This is a genomic window from Amycolatopsis sp. NBC_00438 (assembly GCF_036026695.1).
In the GTDB taxonomy this organism is placed as follows: domain Bacteria; phylum Actinomycetota; class Actinomycetes; order Mycobacteriales; family Pseudonocardiaceae; genus Amycolatopsis.
In genome coordinates this window covers 6,094,137-6,110,373 of sequence record NZ_CP107923.1, presented here as the reverse complement: position 1 = coordinate 6,110,373, position 16,237 = coordinate 6,094,137, and the positions used below count along the sequence as shown (strand labels likewise).

Genomic DNA, 16,237 nt, shown 5'->3' with positions numbered 1-16,237 from the left:
CGCACGGCCGTCCGCACGTCACGCCGCTGGTTGCGGTGTGGCGGGACAGCCTGCTTCGGGACGGCGCCACTCCCAGCTGGGCCGTCCTGCGAGCCCGGACCAAGTTCGTCCGCTGGGCACGCAGCGGCGACCACACCGTCCGGACACCCGCGCACCACCCCGCCGACCTGGCAGGGCGCCGCCACCGTAAGCCGCGGCCCGCTGCGTTGCCCCTTACGATCGACTCTGTGACCGACTCGCTCGCCTCACCCGAAGAACTCGCCGCCGCGCTGGATCGGACCGGTTATCTCGCCGATGACGGCCTTGCCACCGCCGGGTTCCTCGCCCTGCGGATGGGGCGGCCGCTCTTCTGCGAAGGCGAACCCGGCACCGGCAAGACCGCGCTCGCCCTCGCGCTGGCCACCGCGCTCGACCGGCCGCTCGTGCGGCTCCAGTGCCACGAGGGCATCGACGCCGCCCAGGCCCTCTACGAATGGGACTTCCCGCGGCAGCTCCTGCACCTGCGCGCCCTCGAAGCGAGCGGCGGGATCGACGTCGAGACGGCCGAACGGTCGCTCTACACCGAGCGGTTCCTGCTGGCCCGGCCGCTGCTGCAGGCACTCATCAGCGCCCCGTGCGTGCTGCTGATCGACGAGATCGACCGCGCCGACGACGAGTTCGAAGCCTTCCTGCTGCAGTTGCTCGACGAATACGCCGTGACCATCCCCGAGTACGGCGAGGTCCGCGCGGAGCAGCCGCCGCTGGTGGTGCTGACGTCCAACCGGACCCGTGAAGTCCACGACGCGCTCAAGCGACGCTGTCTCTACCACTGGCTGGAACACCCGGACCTGATGCGAGAGGTCACGATCCTGCGCCGTAGAATCCCTCGAATAGGTGAAGTTCTGGCTCGGCAGGTAGCTGAAGCGGTGCAACGACTTCGGCAAATGGACTTGCTGAAACCACCCGGAGTAGCGGAGTCACTCGATTGGGCTAAAGCTCTGATGACTCTCGAACGGGACGAGCTGGACGCGGCATCGGCGGCACGAACGCTCGGTGCGGTCCTGAAATACAGCGAAGACCTCGACCGGGTCAGGGCGAAACTCGACGCCCTGTTCGCCTGACGGGCCGGTTCCGGGGGATGACCGAAGGCGCGGGAGGACCTGAGGCATGAGCGTGGCGGAGACGACCGAGGCGAGACCACTGGCCGAGCCGGAGCCGGATCGGCCTCAGCCGGCCGGCCCGTCCGACACCGGGCGGGGCCGGCGGGGCAAGCTCGCCGCCGTCCTGGCGATCGTCGGGGGCACCGCGCTGATCGCCGCGCACGCCTCGCTCTACGGCCACTGGATGATCGACGACGCGGCGATCACGTTCGCCTACTCCCGTGACGTCGCCGACGGCTTCGGCCCGGTGCTGCAGCCCGGCGCCCTGCCGGTCGAGGGGTACTCGAACCCGACCTGGATGATCCTGCTCGCCCTCGGCAAGCTCGTCGGGCTGTTCGACCACGGCACGATCTTCGGCGTCAACGACCAGATCCTGTTCCCGAAGGCCCTCGCCCTGGCCTGCTGCCTCGGCATCCTGGTCCTGTTCTACTTCGGCGCGAAGACACTCAGCCGCCGCCCGGCCCTGATCACCTTCGTCGCCGGCGCGGCGCTCGCCGCGATCCCGTCGTTCGTGATCTGGTGCTTCTCCGGCCTGGAGAACTCGTTCTACGCGCTGACCGTCGCCGCGCTCGCGGTGCTCTGCCTGCGCGCCGTCCAGAGCGGCAAGCTGCTGACCTACCAGGTCGCCCTCGGCACCGGCCTGATCGCCACGGCCGCCGCGCTGACCCGGCCCGACGGGATCATCTACGCCGGCGCCTACCCGATCGTCGTCGCGGTGTTCCTCAAGCGGGAATTGCTCGCCCGCAGCATCCGCGCCGTCGTCGTCTCGGTGGCCGCGTTCGTCGTGCCCTACGGCGCTTACGTCGTCTTCCGCTGGTTCGAGTTCGGCCGGCTGGTGCCGAACACCGCCGTCGCGAAGGGGCAGGAACCGCCCAGCGTCGACGACCTCGCCCGGCCCGGGCAGATCGTCGACTACATCGGCTGGCTGGTCGTCGCCGTCGCGGTCGCGTGCCTGGTGATGCTGCTGGTCCGGCCGTCGCGGCTGCGCACCGGCCTGATCGCGCTGCTGGTGCCGTTCGGGCTGACCGTGATCGCGTTCATCGTGCTCGAGGTCGACTGGATGGGGCAGCTGCGGTTCGCCACGCCGGTGTGGACGCTCGGCGCGTTCGGCGGCGCGATAGCGGTGGTCGAAGCGCTCTCCGCGGCGCGGCTGCGCGGCCGGATCACGCTCGCCTGCCTGCTCGTGATCGCCCTGGTCAGCTCGGTCAGCGGGCTCTACACGGAGGGCAAGACCTACCGCGCCCACGTCAAGACCGCGTTCTGCATCGTCGCCGAGCGCGACGCCCAGGCCGTCAACGGTTTCGCGGACATCCTGAAACTCCCCGACTCGGCCCAGGTCGGCCTGATCGACCTCGGCGGGACGTCGCTCGGCAGCCGTCTTCGCGTGCTCGACCTGGCCGGCCTCGGCGACAAGCCGATCGCCGACTACCTGCACAAGGCCGACATGGCCGGCCTGCGCGACTACACGTTCACCGTCGCGAAGCCGAAGCTGATCACCTTCATCGGCTCGTGGATCACGACGCTGCAGTTCGACAAGGACCCGCGGTTCGACCGCGACTACGCGACGATCTTCGTGAACCGCCCGATCGGCGACGACACCGTCGACTCGCGCAACTGGGTCAGCTACCACGTCCGCCGCGACCTGGTCGACCCCGCGAAGCTCGCGGAACTCCAGGCGTACGCGCAGAAGACGCTCCCGCCGGTCCTGGAGCTCAACAAGACCGCCGGCCTCCGCGGCTGCGCGCCCGTCAAGCCCGGCATCAAGGTCTCCTGACCCGGACGACGCGCCCGTCTCGAAAGTCCACAAAGGATGATCGGGGCGGGCGCGTCGTGGTTCCGGAGGGACAGCGAGCCGACGGACGTCGCGGCCAGGGCGGCTCCTAAGACCGGACGCGTCGTTCTTGCGGGTCGTAGACCACGAGGTTCCGGAGCCGGGCTTCGGCGACGGCGCCGGAGACGACCGTGCCGGCCATGTCCCGGCCCATGCCGAAGTAGAGCAGCGGGCCGCTCGCGTTCGACATCAACCCGCTCGTGGCCCACGGAGAAGTCTCGTCGAGATCGTGCGCGCCGAGATCGGGCCACCGGCGGAGCAAGGCCTGGACGTACTCGGTGATCGTCGGCCACGGTGGCCGCGCGGCCGACATTTCGATGTACTTCATGTAGAGGCGGCCGTACTCCGCCGCGGCTCCGGCGTCGTCCACCGGTGCCGGTCCGTCCCACACAACCAGGTCGTAGCTCACGGGTGCATGGTCGCACGCCGCGTAAATGCGTTGCCGCGCCACCAAGAGTCCGGCATTCTTCCTCCAGCACCGAAGCCCGACCGAGAAGCCCGACCGAGAAAGCCCGAGAGGAGGAGATCGTGACCGAAACCCGGAAGCTCCGATGCGGCACGATCTCCCGTGCCGTCCGCTGAATTCTTTCTGAAGGCTCTTCGCGCCCGCCCCGTCGCTACCGGGGTCGGCCGCGGCGAAGAGCGCGGTCTGCGCCTACCCGGGGAGGGGTGTGCGCAGGCCGCCCCGTCCCGGTAGCTCAGCAGGACAGAGCGCGGCGCTACGAACGCCGAGGTCCGAGGTTCGACTCCTCGCCGGGACGCCGACAAGCGCACAATGGAGACATGACCACGGTCTCCGATCCGGTCGCCGGGTACGCCGGGTTCGCCGCCGCGCTGCGGGAGGCGGGTGTCGCCTGCGACGCACACCGCGTGCAGGCCTACCTGGCCGCCGTCGCCGAGGTCGACGTCGCCGAGCCCACCCAGCTGTACTGGGCGGGGCGGCTCACGCTGTGCTCGAGCCCCGACGACCTCGCCTGTTACGAAGAGGCCTTCAGCCAGTGGTTTTCGATCGAACCGTCCGGCCCGCGCCGCGCGAAGACGACTGTGCCGAAGCAAGCGCGGATCGCGCCGCTCGTCGACACCGCCGGCGGGGACGCCGAGGGCGGCGACGGTCCTGACCAGCTGAAAGTCGCCGCGAGCGGTCAGGAGGTGCTGCGCCACCGCGACCTCGCCGCGCTGACCACCGCCGAACGCGAGCACCTGCGCGAACTGCTGGCCACCCTGCGTCCCGTGCCGCCCCGGCGCCGCGCCTCCCGGCGGACGCCGGCACGGCGGGGACGGCTCGATCCGGCCCGCACGCTGCGCGCGATGCTCGCCAGCGGCGGTGAACCCGTCCGGCTCGCGCACACCCGCCGCGGCTCGCGGCCGCGGCGGGTCGTGCTGCTGATCGACGTCTCCGGCTCGATGAGCCCGTACGCCGACGCGCTGCTGCGGTTCGCGCACGTCCTCACGCGGTCCGCGCCCCAGTCCGTCGAGGTGTTCACGCTCGGCACGCGGCTGACCCGGGTCTCCCGCCAGCTGCGCCAGCGCGACCCGGAGCGGGCGATGCTCTCGGCGGGGGCCGCGGTGCCGGACTTCGCCGGCGGCACCCGCCTCGGCGAGACGCTGCAGGCCTTCCTCGACCGCTGGGGACAGCGCGGCGTGGCCCGGCGCGCGGTCGTCACGATCTTCTCCGACGGCTGGGAGCGCGGCGACACCAGCCTGCTCGGCGAGCAGCTCGCGAGGCTGCGCCGGCTCGCGCACGCCGTATTCTGGGTGAATCCGCACGTCGGCCGTGCGGGGTACGCTCCGGTCCAGTCGGGCATCGTGGCCGCATTGCCCCACATCGACCGGCTGCTGGCCGGGCACACCCTGGCCACTTTGGAACGACTGCTCGGGGAGATTTCCGATGCGTGACGTACTGGATGATGTGTTCCGCCGCTGGTCGGCGGGGGAGACGGTCGGGCTGGGCACCGTGGTGGCCACGTTCTCCTCGGCCCCGCGCGCCCCGGGCGCGGCGATGGTCGTCGCCCCGGACGGCACCGTCGCGGGAAGCGTGTCCGGCGGCTGCGTCGAAGGCGCGGTCTACGAGCTGGCGCAGGAGGTCGTCACCGAGCGCAAGCCGGTGCTGCAGCGCTACGGCGTCACCGACGACGACGCCTTCGCGGTGGGTCTGACCTGTGGCGGGATCATCGACATCTACGTCGAGCACGTCGACCGCGACTCGATGCCGGAGCTGGGCGACGTCGTCGCGTCGGTCCGCGGCGGCGAACCCGTCGCGGTCGTGACGGTCATCGAGCACGAGCGCGAAGGCCTGGTCGGCGAGCACATGGTCGTGTGGCCCGATCGCACCGAAGGCTCGCTGGGGTCGTCGCGGATGGACGACGCCGTGGCCGACGACGCGCGCGGCCTGCTGGCCAGCGGCCGCACCGGCACCCTGCACTACGGCCCGGACGGGCAGCGCCGCGGCGAGGGGATGACGGTGTTCGTCAACTCCTTCGAGCCGCCGCCCCGGCTGCTGGTCTTCGGCGCGATCGACTTCGCCGCCGCGATGGCGCGCATGGGCGCCTACCTCGGCTACCAGGTCACGGTGTGCGACGCGCGGCCGGTGTTCGCCACCAGCAGCCGGTTCCCGGACGCGCACGAGGTCGTCGTCGACTGGCCGCACCGGTACCTGCGGGCCGAGGCCGACGCGGGGCGCATCGACCGGCGCACCGCGATCGCGGTGCTGACCCACGACCCGAAGTTCGACGTCCCGCTGCTGGAGGTCGCACTGCGCCTCGAGGTCGGGTACGTCGGTGCGATGGGCTCCCGGAAGACCCACGACGACCGGTTTTCCCGGCTGCGCGAAGCGGGCATCACCGAGCCCGAACTGGAGCGGTTGTCCTCGCCGATCGGCCTCGATCTCGGCGCCCGCACCCCGGAAGAGACGGCGGTGTCCATCGCCGCGGAGATCATCGCGTTGCGGTGGGGCGGCGGCGGCCGGCGGCTCGCGGAGCTTTCCGGTCGCATCCACAGCTGACCCCGCGAAAAGTTCACCCAGCTGGTGTCTCCGCAAATTCGGTGATCCACAGTGGATTTGCGCGCATCTGCGGAACGGGCCGCCGAACGTGTGACATCAGGACTTGTCCGCGCGAAGGTCGCGTAGCACGCTCGGGTTTGTGAGTCCGATCACGGTCGGGCTCGGCCGTTCCCGAACCGGCTCGCCGCTTTTCTTGGAGGCCTGATGCGGATCACCGTCACCGTCGACGGGACGAACTACACCGACGAAGTCGAGCCGCGCACCCTGCTCGTGCACTACCTGCGAGAACGGATCGGCAAGGTCGGCACGGTCGTCGGCTGCGACACCAGCAACTGCGGTGCCTGCACCGTCCACCTGGACGGGCACAGCGTGAAATCCTGTTCCGTCCTGGCCGTGCAGGCCGACGGCAGCGAAGTCACCACCGTCGAGGGCCTCAGCCGCGACGGGCAGCTGCACCCGGTGCAGAAAGCCTTTCACGAGAACCACGCGCTGCAGTGCGGGTTCTGCACGCCCGGGATGATCATGCAGTCGATCGACCTGCTGGCCGACAACCCGGACCCCGACGAGCAGGCTGTGCGCGAAGGACTCGAAGGCAACCTCTGCCGCTGCACCGGCTACCAGAACATCGTCCGCGCGGTCCGCGACGCCGCGCAGCACATGAGCCCCGGCGCCGGACCCGACGCCGAGCGGATCACCGAGACCAAGCACGTCGGCGTGGGTGGTGACTGATGACCGCGACAATCGAACCGGAAGTCGGAAAGTCACGGCGGCGCAAGGAAGACGAGCGGCTGATCACCGGCCGCACCCGCTGGACCGACAACATCACGCTGCCCGGGATGCTGCACATGGCGGTCCTGCGCAGCCCGTTCGCGCACGCCAAGATCGTCTCGATCGACACGTCGGCGGCCAAGAGCGCGCCCGGCGTCGTCGCCGTCTTCACCGCGACGGACCTCGACCCGGACAGCTCCATCGGCATGCCCTGCGCGTGGCCGATCACGCCGGACATGAAGGCGCCGCGCCGGCCGGTGCTCGCCGCCGACCAGGTCAACTTCGCCGGTGAAGGCGTGGCGGTCGTCGTCGCGCGATCCTCGGCCGAAGCGCACGACGCGCTCGAGGAGATCGACGTCGAGTACGACGAGCTCCCGGTCATCCTCGACATGGAAGCCGCGATCGCCGACGGCGCGCCGCTGGTCCACGAGGACCAGGGCAGCAACACGAGCGCGGTCTGGAAGTTCGACTCCGCCGAGGCCGGTACCGGCAGCAACGTCGAGGACGCGATCAGCTCGTCCGAGATCGTCGTCAAGCGCCGCTTCCGCCAGCAGCGCCTGATCCCGGCCTTCATGGAACCGCGTGCCTGCGTCGTCGACCCGACCGGTGCCCAGACCACGATGTGGTCGGCCACCCAGGTCCCGCACATCCTGCGCGTGATGGCGGCGTTGACGCTCGGCATCCCGGAGCACAAGCTGCGCGTGATCGCCCCGGACGTCGGCGGCGGTTTCGGCGGCAAGATCGGCGTGCTGCCGGAAGAGATGATGTCGCTGCTCGTGGCGCAGAAACTCGGCAAACCGGTGAAGTGGAACGAATCCCGGTCCGAGACCATGCTCGCCGCGCACCACGGCCGCGACCAGATCCAGGACATCACCATCTCGGCGAACGCCGACGGGACGGTCACCGGGCTCAAGGTCGAGCTGCTCGCCAACCTCGGCGCGTACAACGGCCTGGTCGGCACCGGCGTCCCGATCCTCGGCGCGTTCATGTTCAACGCGATCTACAAGTTCCCGGCCTACCACTTCGCGTGCACCAACGTGTACACCACGACGACGCTGACCGACGCCTACCGCGGCGCCGGCCGTCCGGAAGCGACGTTCGCCATCGAGCGGATCATGGACGAGCTCGCCGACGAGCTCGGCATGGATCCCTTGGAACTGCGCGAAAAGAACTGGATCAAGCACGAGGAGTTCCCGTTCACCACGGTGTGCGGGCTGACCTACGACTCCGGCAACTACGAGGCCGCGACGGAGAAGGCCAAGCAGCTCTTCGACTACGACGGCCTGCGCGCCGAGCAGGAGCGGCGCCGGGCGTCGAAGGACAAGGTGCAGCTCGGCCTGGGCATCTCGACGTTCACCGAGATGTGCGGGCTCGCGCCGTCGCGGGTGCTGGGCTCGCTGGACTACGGCGCCGGCGGCTGGGAGCACGCGGCGATCCGGATGCTGCCCACCGGCAAGGTCGAGGTCATCACGGGCGCGTCCGCGCACGGTCAGGGCCACGAGACGGCGTGGAGCCAGATCGTCGCCGACCAGCTGGGTGTCGCGTTCGAGGACATCGAGGTCATCCACGGCGATACGCAGTCGTCGCACAAGGGCATGGACACCTACGGCTCGCGCTCGCTGGTGGTCGGCGGGATCGCCGTCGTCAAGGCGGCGGAGAAGGTGGTCGCCAAGGCGAAGCCGATCGCGGCGCACCTGCTGGAATGCGCCGAGGAGGACCTGGAGTTCGCCGGCGGCAAGTTCACCGTTAAGGGCACCGACGCGTCCACCACGATGGGTGACGTCGCGCTCGCGGTGTTCGCGGCGCACAACCTGCCCGACGGTGTCGAGCCGTCACTCGACTCGGACGCGACGTTCGACCCGGAGAACTTCTCCTACCCGCACGGCACGCACCTGTGCGCGGCCGAAGTGGACACCGAGACGGGCCGGGTCAAGCTGCGCTCCTACGTCTGCGTCGACGACGTCGGCGTCGCGGTGAACCCGCTGATCGTCGAGGGCCAGGTGCACGGCGGGCTCGCGCAGGGCATCGCGCAGGCGCTGTTCGAAGGCACCGTGCACGACGAGAGCGGCACGCTCACCACGGGCACGTTCGCCGACTACCTGCTGCCGTCGGCGGTGGACCTGCCGTCGTTCACCACGGACCGCACCGAGACGCCGTCGACGACGAACCCGCTGGGCGCCAAGGGCGTCGGCGAAGCGGGCACGATCGCGTCGACCCCGGCGGTGGTCAACGCGGTGATCGACGCGGTGCGCCAGTTCGGGGTGAACGACATCGAGATGCCGTTGACGCCGATGCGGGTGTGGCACGCGATCCGGTACGGCACCACCGACGCCGGCGGGCCCGGCAACGAGGCCGGCGGCGGGCTCGGCTCGATCGACGCCACCGGAGGTGCCCTGTGATCCCGTCTTCGTTCGACTACGTCCGCCCGTCCACAGTGGACGAGGCGGTGCAGGCCCTGGCGTCGGCGGGTGAGGACGCCAAGGTGCTGGCCGGCGGGCAGAGCCTGCTGCCGGTGCTGCGGATGCGCCTGGCCACGCCGACCACGCTGATCGACCTCGGGCGCGTCCCGGAGCTGCGAGGCGTGCGCGAAGACGGCGACGACCTGGCGATCGGTGCGATGACGACGCACTACGACGTCCAGCGTGACTCGCTGATCGCGTCGCACGCGGCGTTGCTGAAAGCGGCCACCGACACGGTCGCCGACCCGCAGATCCGCCACCGCGGCACACTGGGCGGCGCGATCGCGCACGCCGACCCGGCGGGCGACCTGCTCGCACCGGTGCTGGCGCTGGACGCGTCGATGGTGCTGGCCGGCCCATCCGGGCGTCGGACGGTGCCGGCCGCGGACTTCTTCCGCGACCTGTTCACCACCGCCCTGGCCCCGGACGAGCTGCTGGTCGAGGTCCGCGTGCCCAAGCACACGGGCTGGCGGGGGCACTACGAGAAGTTCAACCGGGTCGCCCAGGCGTGGTCGATGGTCGCCGTCGCGGTCACCGTCCGCACCGAGGCCGGCGTCATCGAGGAGGCCCGGGTCGCGCTGACGAACATGGGCTCGACCCCGGTCCGCGCCTCCGGCGTCGAAGCGGCGCTGGTCGGGGTCCAGGCCTCGGCCGACGCGATCCGCGAGGCGGCTTCGCACGCGGCGGAGGGAACGAATCCGCCGGTCGACGGCAACGCCGACGTCGAATACCGCCGCCACCTGGCCACGGTACTGACGGGCCGCGCGATCACGGCGGCGGCCGGCGCCTGATTCCGTAGCTCTCCGGGCTCCCCGTGCCCCGGCGTTCCGGCGCCGGGTCACGGGTCCCGGGTGCGACTAGGGTGGGGCACCAGGCACCCAGGTCTGGCAGAAAGGAGGTCGGCCCGTGCGGCTCGACCACGAATTCACCGTCCCGGCTCCGATCGGCGAGGTCTGGCAGGCGGTCGTCGACCCCGAGCGTGTCGCCCCGTGCATGCCCGGTGCCGCGCTGACCAAGGTCGAAGGCGACAGGTTCAGCGGAACGGTGAAGGTCAAGCTGGGCCCGATCTCGTTGTTGTACAAGGGAAACGGTGAGTTCCTGGAGAAGGACGACGCCGCGCACAAGGTCACCATCAAGGCCTCGGGCAAGGACTCCCGCGGCGCGGGCACCGCCGCCGCGACGGTCACCCTGACGCTGACCGAGGCGGACGGCGGAACCCACGGCACGGTCGCGACCGACCTGTCCATCACGGGCAAGCCCGCCCAGTTCGGCCGCGGCCTGATCAGCGAGGTGGGCGGCAAGATCCTCGACACGTTCGCGGGTTGTTTGTCCGGAAAGCTGGCCCCGTCGGGGGAGGCTTCGAAGCCCGCAGCCGCTGCCGCGCCGGCCGCGGCTGCAGCCCCTGTTGCGGAGAAGGCTCCGGCTCCGGCCGCCGAGAAGACCGCGGCGTCGGCAGCGAAGCCCAATTCGGCCCCGACCTCTGCCCAGTCTGCCGGGAAGGCCGCGGCGGCCCCGGCCGCGGAGAAGGACTCGGCGTCGCCTGCGAAGCCCGCCTCGGCTGCCGGATCGGCTCCGTCCCCAGCCGCGGCCAAGCCCGCAGCGTCGTCTGCCGCGGCCGAGCCCGCACCGGCCGCGAAGGCGGAACCGGCGGTCAAGCCGGCCCCGACCACGGCGGAGATCAACACCGAGCCGAAGCCCGCGACCGAGCGGCCCGCGCTGCGCAGCGTCCCCGCGGCCCCGGAAACCGAGGCGATCGACCTCCTCGACTACGCGGGTGCCTCGGTGCTGAAGCGGCTGGCCCCGGTGGTACTCGGGATCGCCGCGATCGTCGGCCTGGTGGCGATCGTCCGCGCACTGCGCAAGTGACCTCAAGCAGCCGTTCCCGCTGAGGTCGACCGGCCAGCCTGCGCTCCTGGCCCGTGTTCGGTGGGGATCGCACCCTCGGCAGCGCTGTGCTGTTCGGCAGGTGCGACTCGCGGCTCCATCTCAGTGGTGGCCCACAAGGTGCGGGTGAGGTTGTCGGCCGCTGTTCCCTTCCGATGGCTGTGTCCTGCGCCATCGGAAGGCTCGGGTGGGTTCGCGGTTGGAGTTGCCGCGCCGGTGGTCGTTGCCTTGGGGCGGGGAAGGCTGGAGCGGTTTCGCGGTTGGAGTTGCCCTCCGGTGGTCGCAGCCTTGGGGCGTGGGAAGGCTGGGTGGGTTCGCAGTTTAAGTTGCTCCTCCGGTGGTCGTTGCCTTGCGGTGGGGGAAGGCTCGGGTGGGTTGGCGTTCGAGTTGCCGCGCCGGTGGTCGTTGCCTTGCGGTCCGGAAGCCGTCGGCAGGGGGCCGGTGGGTTACCCGTTCCGCTGTCGCCGCCGCGGGACTCCCACGTTCGTGATCGTCGGAGCTGGGTAGATCTACCCTCAGCGGGTCTTCGGGGGCAGTACCTTCACCGCAATTCGCCTGGACCGGCGACGCCGGTCGCTCGACCGGCTACGCTGGGCTACCTGGTCGGCCGAACTTCGCGCAAGGGGTACGTCACGATGCCGGTCCGTCACCTCCGTGGTCGCGGCGCTTGAGAGCCCAGGCCGCCGTGCGACGGGAAGTCCTCTCCTCCTGGTCGGGCTGGCCTGCGCGCTGGGTCATGTGGACCGGGGCGAAGGGCCGCTGGATCACCTACGCGCTCTGCTGTGAACTGGCCGCCGTCGCGGCCACCGGGGTCGCGCTGGCCACCGGCTTCGGGGGACCGGTGCGGCCGATCTGGTTCGGCGTGCTGGTCGCGCTCGGTGTCGCTCAGGCCGAGATGTCCCGCCGGATCGAGCGGCTGCGCCGGTGGATGAGCGGGCAGACACACATCAACGTCACCTCCGTCTGGTACCTCGCCGGTGTTGTGCTGCTCCCTCCTGCCTGGGTGGCTTTGCTGGCCTTGGTGCTCTACACGCACCTGTGGGTGCGGGTCTGGCGCCAGGTGCGGACGCGCCCCGCGCACCGCTTCGTCGCGAGCACCGCCTGGGCGATGCTCTCCTGCTTCGCCGCTTCGTCCGTTCTCACGCTCACGGGGCTGCACGGGACGCCCGTGCAGACGCCGCGTGGGTTGGTCGCGCTCTGCCTGGCCGCTGTGGTGTTCGAGCTCGTGAACGCCGGCCTCGTCGCCGCCGGGATCTACCTCTACACGAGCCAGCGGTCGGCCACGGACCTCGTCGGCACCTGGGAGGACAACGCGTTCGAGGTGGCGACGCTCTGCCTCGGCGGGCTCGCCGCCCTGGCCTTGGTCGAGCAGCCGGTGCTCGTGGTGTTCGTGATCGCGCCGTTGCTCCTGCTGCACCGTTACCTGTTGCTCAAGCAGCAATTGCAGGTCGCCGCCGTCACCGACGAGAAGACCGGTCTGCTCAACACCGCGGGCTGGCACGAGTCCGCCGTCCGGGAGCACGCTCGCGCGCTGCGGCGTGGGGCCGTCGGCGGGTTCGCCGTGCTGATGATCGACCTCGACCACTTCAAGCGGATCAACGACACCTACGGCCACCTCACCGGCGACGACGTGCTCGCCGCGGTCGCGGTGGCGATCTCCGGTGCGGTGCGTCAGGGCGACACGGTCGGCCGGTTCGGCGGTGAGGAGTTCGTCGTGCTGCTGCCGGGTATCGGCCGCGCCGACGTGCTGGGCATCGCCGAGCGGGTGCGGGTCGCGGTGGGGGAGCTGAACGTCGTGATCTCGACGGGTGGCGGGACCGTCCGGGTCGGTGGCCTTTCGGTGTCGATCGGGGTCGCGCGGTTCCCGGACGCGGGACCGGCGCTCGACGACGTGTTGCGGTCGGCGGACGCCGCGCTGTACCGGGCGAAGGACGCGGGCCGCAACCGGGTCGCCGTGTGACGTAGCGCGCGAAATACGCGCGCCGGCCAGCCGTTGAAAACGACATGAGCAGCGCGGACCACGAGACGGACGTGGTGGTGGTCGGGGCCGGCCAAGCGGGGCTGTCGGCGGCCTACCACCTGCGCCGCGCCGGTTTCGCGAACGGCTCCGGGTTCGTCGTGCTCGACCACGGCAAGCGCGCCGGCGGTGCCTGGCAGTACCGGTGGCCGTCGCTGGTGCTTGGCAAGGTGCATGGCATCTACGACCTGCCCGGCATGGCCTTCGGCACCCCGGATGTCACCCGCCCCGCCTCCGAAGTCGTCTCGGAGTACTTCGCGCGCTTCGAGCGCGTGTACGACCTGCCGGTCGTGCGCCCGGTCGATGTCCAGTCGGTGACGCGCGCCGGGGACCGGCTCGTGGTGGCCGGCCCGGCCGAGTCGTGGGCGGCGCGCGCGGTGATCAGCGCCACCGGCACCTGGGACCGGCCGTTCTGGCCGCACTACCCAGGCCAGGAAACATTCGAGGGCCAGCAGGTACACACGGCGGACTACACCGGGCCGGAAGCGTTCCGCGGCAAGCGGGTCGTGGTCGTCGGCGGTGGGGCGTCGGCGGTGCAGCTGCTGATGGAGTTCGCCCCGCTCGCCCGCGCGACGGCCTGGGTGACGCGACGTCCGCCCGTCTGGCGCGACGAGCCCTTCAGTGAGAACTGGGGTCGCAACGCCGTCGCGAAGGTCGAAGAGCGTGTGCGTGCTGGGCTGCCGCCGGAGAGCGTGGTGAGCGTGACCGATCTGGCCGTGACGCCGGAGGTCCGGGCCGCTCGGGCCGCGGGCATCCTCGAGCGCAGGCCGATGTTCTCCCGGATCGTGCCTTCGGGAGTGGAGTGGGCGGACGGCTCGCGCTTCGACGCGGACGTCATCCTCTGGGCGACGGGCTTCCGCGCCGCGATCGACCACCTCAAGCCGCTGCACGTGCGCGAGCCGGGCGGCGGGATCCGCGTGGACGGGACACGGGTCGTGCTCGAACCGCGATTGCACTTGGTGGGGTACGGGCCTTCGTCCAGCACGGTCGGGGCGAACCGCGCGGGGCGGGCCGCCGTGGCGGAGATCCGGAAACAGCTGCGCCCGCGTTCGTGAGGCCATGGGTCTTCGGTGCGGGGTAACGGGAAACTCGTCGGTCGACGTCATGCCCCTTACGCTACCGAACACGCGTGCGAAGATCATCGCTGAATCGGGTGAACCTCGGGGTCAAGCTCGACGGTAGATTTTTGTTGTGCGGTAAGGGAATTGCTCGAAAGGCGGCGCGAGAAGCCCCCGAATTCCAGGCTACCCGCAGGGACCGACAAAATCGGCGCGACGCCTGGCCGGCCGGGAGGGCGGGCGGGGGCGGAAACCGTGTCAGTCCCAGGCGCCGGGGCAGTGTCCCGGTCAGCGACACGTCGGCTGACCTGCGAGAACGACTCCGAACTCACCCTCTTGACCGATTCAAGAGCCGGACAACCCTTGTCAGTCGAATCCCGCCCTCGATACAGTCTTCTTAGTTAAGAAAGTTTCTTAACTGTTTTAGGAAAGTTCACCTACGCCGCAGCCCAGCCACCGTCCGGCCCCAAGGAGCGCGACGTGTCACCCTTCCGCCTTCGTCCCTTCGCCCGGCTGGCGCCGCCGATCGCCGTCGTCGTCCTGCTGCCGTCCGCGATCGCCGCCGCCACCACCCAAGCCGATGTCCTGCTCTCCCAAGGGAAACCGGTGGCGACGTCCACCGTCGAAAGTGCGTCGCTCAACGGCGACAAAGCGGTCGACGGCAGCACGCAGACCCGGTGGGCCAGCGCCGTCAGCGCCGATCCGCAGTGGCTGCGGGTCGACCTCGGGCAACCGTCCAGCATCCACCAGGTCAAGCTCACCTGGGAAGCCGCCTACGCCAAGAAGTACCGGATCGAGGTCTCCGACGACGGCACGCAGTTCACCACCGTCACGACCGTCGACAACGGCGACGGCAAGACCGACGACCTCACCGGACTCCAAGCACACGGCCGTTTCCTGCGCTTCGTCGGTGTCACGCGCGCCACGAAGTACGGCTACTCGCTCTGGGAACTGCAGGCCTACGGCACGCCCGACTCCGCCGGCGACACCCAGGCGCCGAGCACTCCGGCCGGGCTCGCGGCCACGACCACGACGGCCACCAGCGCCGGGCTGAGCTGGAACGCCGCGACCGACAACGTCGGTGTCACCGGGTACGACGTCCTGCGCGACGGACAGGTCGTCGCCACCAGTGCCACGCCGTCCTACACCGACACCGGGCTCGCGCCGGACACCGGCTACACCTACGGCGTCCGGGCCCGGGACGCCGCGGGCAACGTCTCGGCCGCGAGCGCACCCGTCACCGTCAAGACCAAAGCGGGCAGTGGCACCGGTTTCATCCTCGCCGCCGCCGGGGACATCGCCGAGCGCTGCACCGCGAGCGACTCGAGTTGCGTGCACGTCAAGACCGCGAAACTCGTCGAGCAGATGAACCCCGCCGCGGTGATCACCATGGGGGACAACCAGTACGACGACGCCCACCTCTCCGACTTCAAAGCCTACTACGACAAGACCTGGGGCAAGTTCAAGAACATCACCCACCCCATCCCGGGCAACCACGAGTCGTACGACGACACCAAGTTCAAGGGCTACGAGGACTACTTCGGCGCCATCGCGAAGCCACAGGGAAAGCGTTACTACAGCTGGGAAATGGGCAACTGGCACTTCATCGCCCTCGACTCCAACGACTTCGTCACCCACGACGAGTTCGCCGAGCCGCCGCAGCTCACCTGGCTGAAGCAGGACCTGGCCGCCAACAAGAAGGGCTGTGTCGCGGCGTACTACCACCACCCGCGGTGGAGCTCCGGTGACCACGGCGACAACAAGGACAGCGTCGAGCTGTGGAACATCATGACGGCGAACAAGGTCGACCTCGTTCTCAACGGTCATGACCACGACTACGAGCGGTTCGTCCCGCAGAACGCCGACGGCAAGGCCGACGCCAACGGTCCGGTCGAGATCGTCGGCGGTTCGGGTGGCGCGAACCTCTACGACCTGAGCCCGGCGCACGCGACGACCGCCAAGCTGCTGAAGACCTTCGGCGTCCTGAAGCTGTCCATGACGGACACGTCGTTCCAGACGCAGCTGATCGGCGTCGACGGCAAGGTCCTCGACAGCAGCCCGACCTACACCTGCCACTAGA

Annotated in this window: 12 protein-coding genes and 1 tRNA gene; 12 read left to right on the top strand and 1 reads right to left on the bottom strand. The window is 70.2% G+C overall.

Going from position 1 to position 16,237, the window contains the following annotated elements; genetic code table 11:
• Nucleotides 1-227 precede the first annotated feature (227 nt).
• Together OG494_RS27155 and OG494_RS27150 are read left to right on the top strand one after the other, a co-directional pair.
• A complete protein-coding gene (locus OG494_RS27155) occupies nt 228-1,100 on the top strand; it encodes an AAA family ATPase (RefSeq protein WP_328443324.1) in 873 nt (290 codons plus the stop codon).
• A gap of 46 nt (nt 1,101-1,146) precedes the next feature.
• Nucleotides 1,147-2,913: a hypothetical protein gene (locus tag OG494_RS27150; protein ID WP_328443323.1), complete on the top strand. Its 1,767-nt coding sequence runs from the start codon at nt 1,147-1,149 to the stop codon at nt 2,911-2,913.
• A 106-nt stretch (nt 2,914-3,019) separates the two neighbouring features.
• Here OG494_RS27150 and OG494_RS27145 read toward each other — a convergent pair whose 3' ends face one another.
• Nucleotides 3,020-3,379 (bottom strand): hypothetical protein, encoded by a 360-nt coding sequence (locus OG494_RS27145; RefSeq protein WP_328443322.1) that lies wholly within the window; start codon nt 3,377-3,379, stop codon nt 3,020-3,022.
• Nucleotides 3,380-3,657: 278 nt separating this feature from the next.
• Here OG494_RS27145 and OG494_RS27140 point away from each other — a divergent pair.
• The 10 genes from OG494_RS27140 (at nt 3,658) to OG494_RS27095 (ending at nt 16,236) form a co-directional block, all read left to right on the top strand.
• Nucleotides 3,658-3,731 (top strand) — tRNA-Arg (locus OG494_RS27140).
• 22 nt (nt 3,732-3,753) lie between these two features.
• Entirely contained in the window at nt 3,754-4,866 is a 1,113-nt protein-coding gene (locus OG494_RS27135; RefSeq protein ID WP_328443321.1) for a vWA domain-containing protein, read from the top strand.
• On the top strand, nt 4,859-5,971 hold the full coding sequence (locus tag OG494_RS27130; protein ID WP_328443320.1) for an XdhC/CoxI family protein: 1,113 nt from the start codon (nt 4,859-4,861) through the stop codon (nt 5,969-5,971). The genes OG494_RS27135 and OG494_RS27130 overlap by 8 nt, the downstream gene beginning before the upstream one ends.
• A gap of 204 nt (nt 5,972-6,175) precedes the next feature.
• Complete coding sequence (locus OG494_RS27125) at nt 6,176-6,700, top strand: (2Fe-2S)-binding protein (RefSeq protein WP_328443319.1); 525 nt, start codon at nt 6,176-6,178, stop codon at nt 6,698-6,700.
• Entirely contained in the window at nt 6,700-9,138 is a 2,439-nt protein-coding gene (locus OG494_RS27120) for a xanthine dehydrogenase family protein molybdopterin-binding subunit (RefSeq protein WP_328443318.1), read from the top strand. Before OG494_RS27125 ends, OG494_RS27120 begins: the two co-directional genes overlap by 1 nt.
• The gene (locus OG494_RS27115; protein WP_328443317.1) at nt 9,135-9,989 is read left to right on the top strand and encodes an FAD binding domain-containing protein; all 855 of its coding nucleotides are present in this window, start codon (nt 9,135-9,137) and stop codon (nt 9,987-9,989) included. Before OG494_RS27120 ends, OG494_RS27115 begins: the two co-directional genes overlap by 4 nt.
• A 115-nt stretch (nt 9,990-10,104) precedes the next feature.
• Nucleotides 10,105-11,064 carry an SRPBCC family protein gene (locus tag OG494_RS27110; RefSeq protein ID WP_328443316.1) on the top strand — a complete coding sequence of 320 codons (960 nt, stop codon included), beginning with the start codon at nt 10,105-10,107 and terminating at the stop codon, nt 11,062-11,064.
• A gap of 754 nt (nt 11,065-11,818) precedes the next feature.
• Nucleotides 11,819-13,042 carry a diguanylate cyclase gene (locus tag OG494_RS27105; RefSeq protein ID WP_442874501.1) on the top strand — a complete coding sequence of 408 codons (1,224 nt, stop codon included), beginning with the start codon at nt 11,819-11,821 and terminating at the stop codon, nt 13,040-13,042.
• A gap of 44 nt (nt 13,043-13,086) precedes the next feature.
• Nucleotides 13,087-14,154: an NAD(P)-binding domain-containing protein gene (locus OG494_RS27100; protein ID WP_328443314.1), complete on the top strand. Its 1,068-nt coding sequence runs from the start codon at nt 13,087-13,089 to the stop codon at nt 14,152-14,154.
• A gap of 483 nt (nt 14,155-14,637) precedes the next feature.
• Nucleotides 14,638-16,236, top strand: a complete 1,599-nt coding sequence (locus tag OG494_RS27095) for a discoidin domain-containing protein (protein WP_328443313.1) — start codon at nt 14,638-14,640, stop codon at nt 16,234-16,236.
• The last annotated feature ends 1 nt before the right edge of the window (nt 16,237 follow it).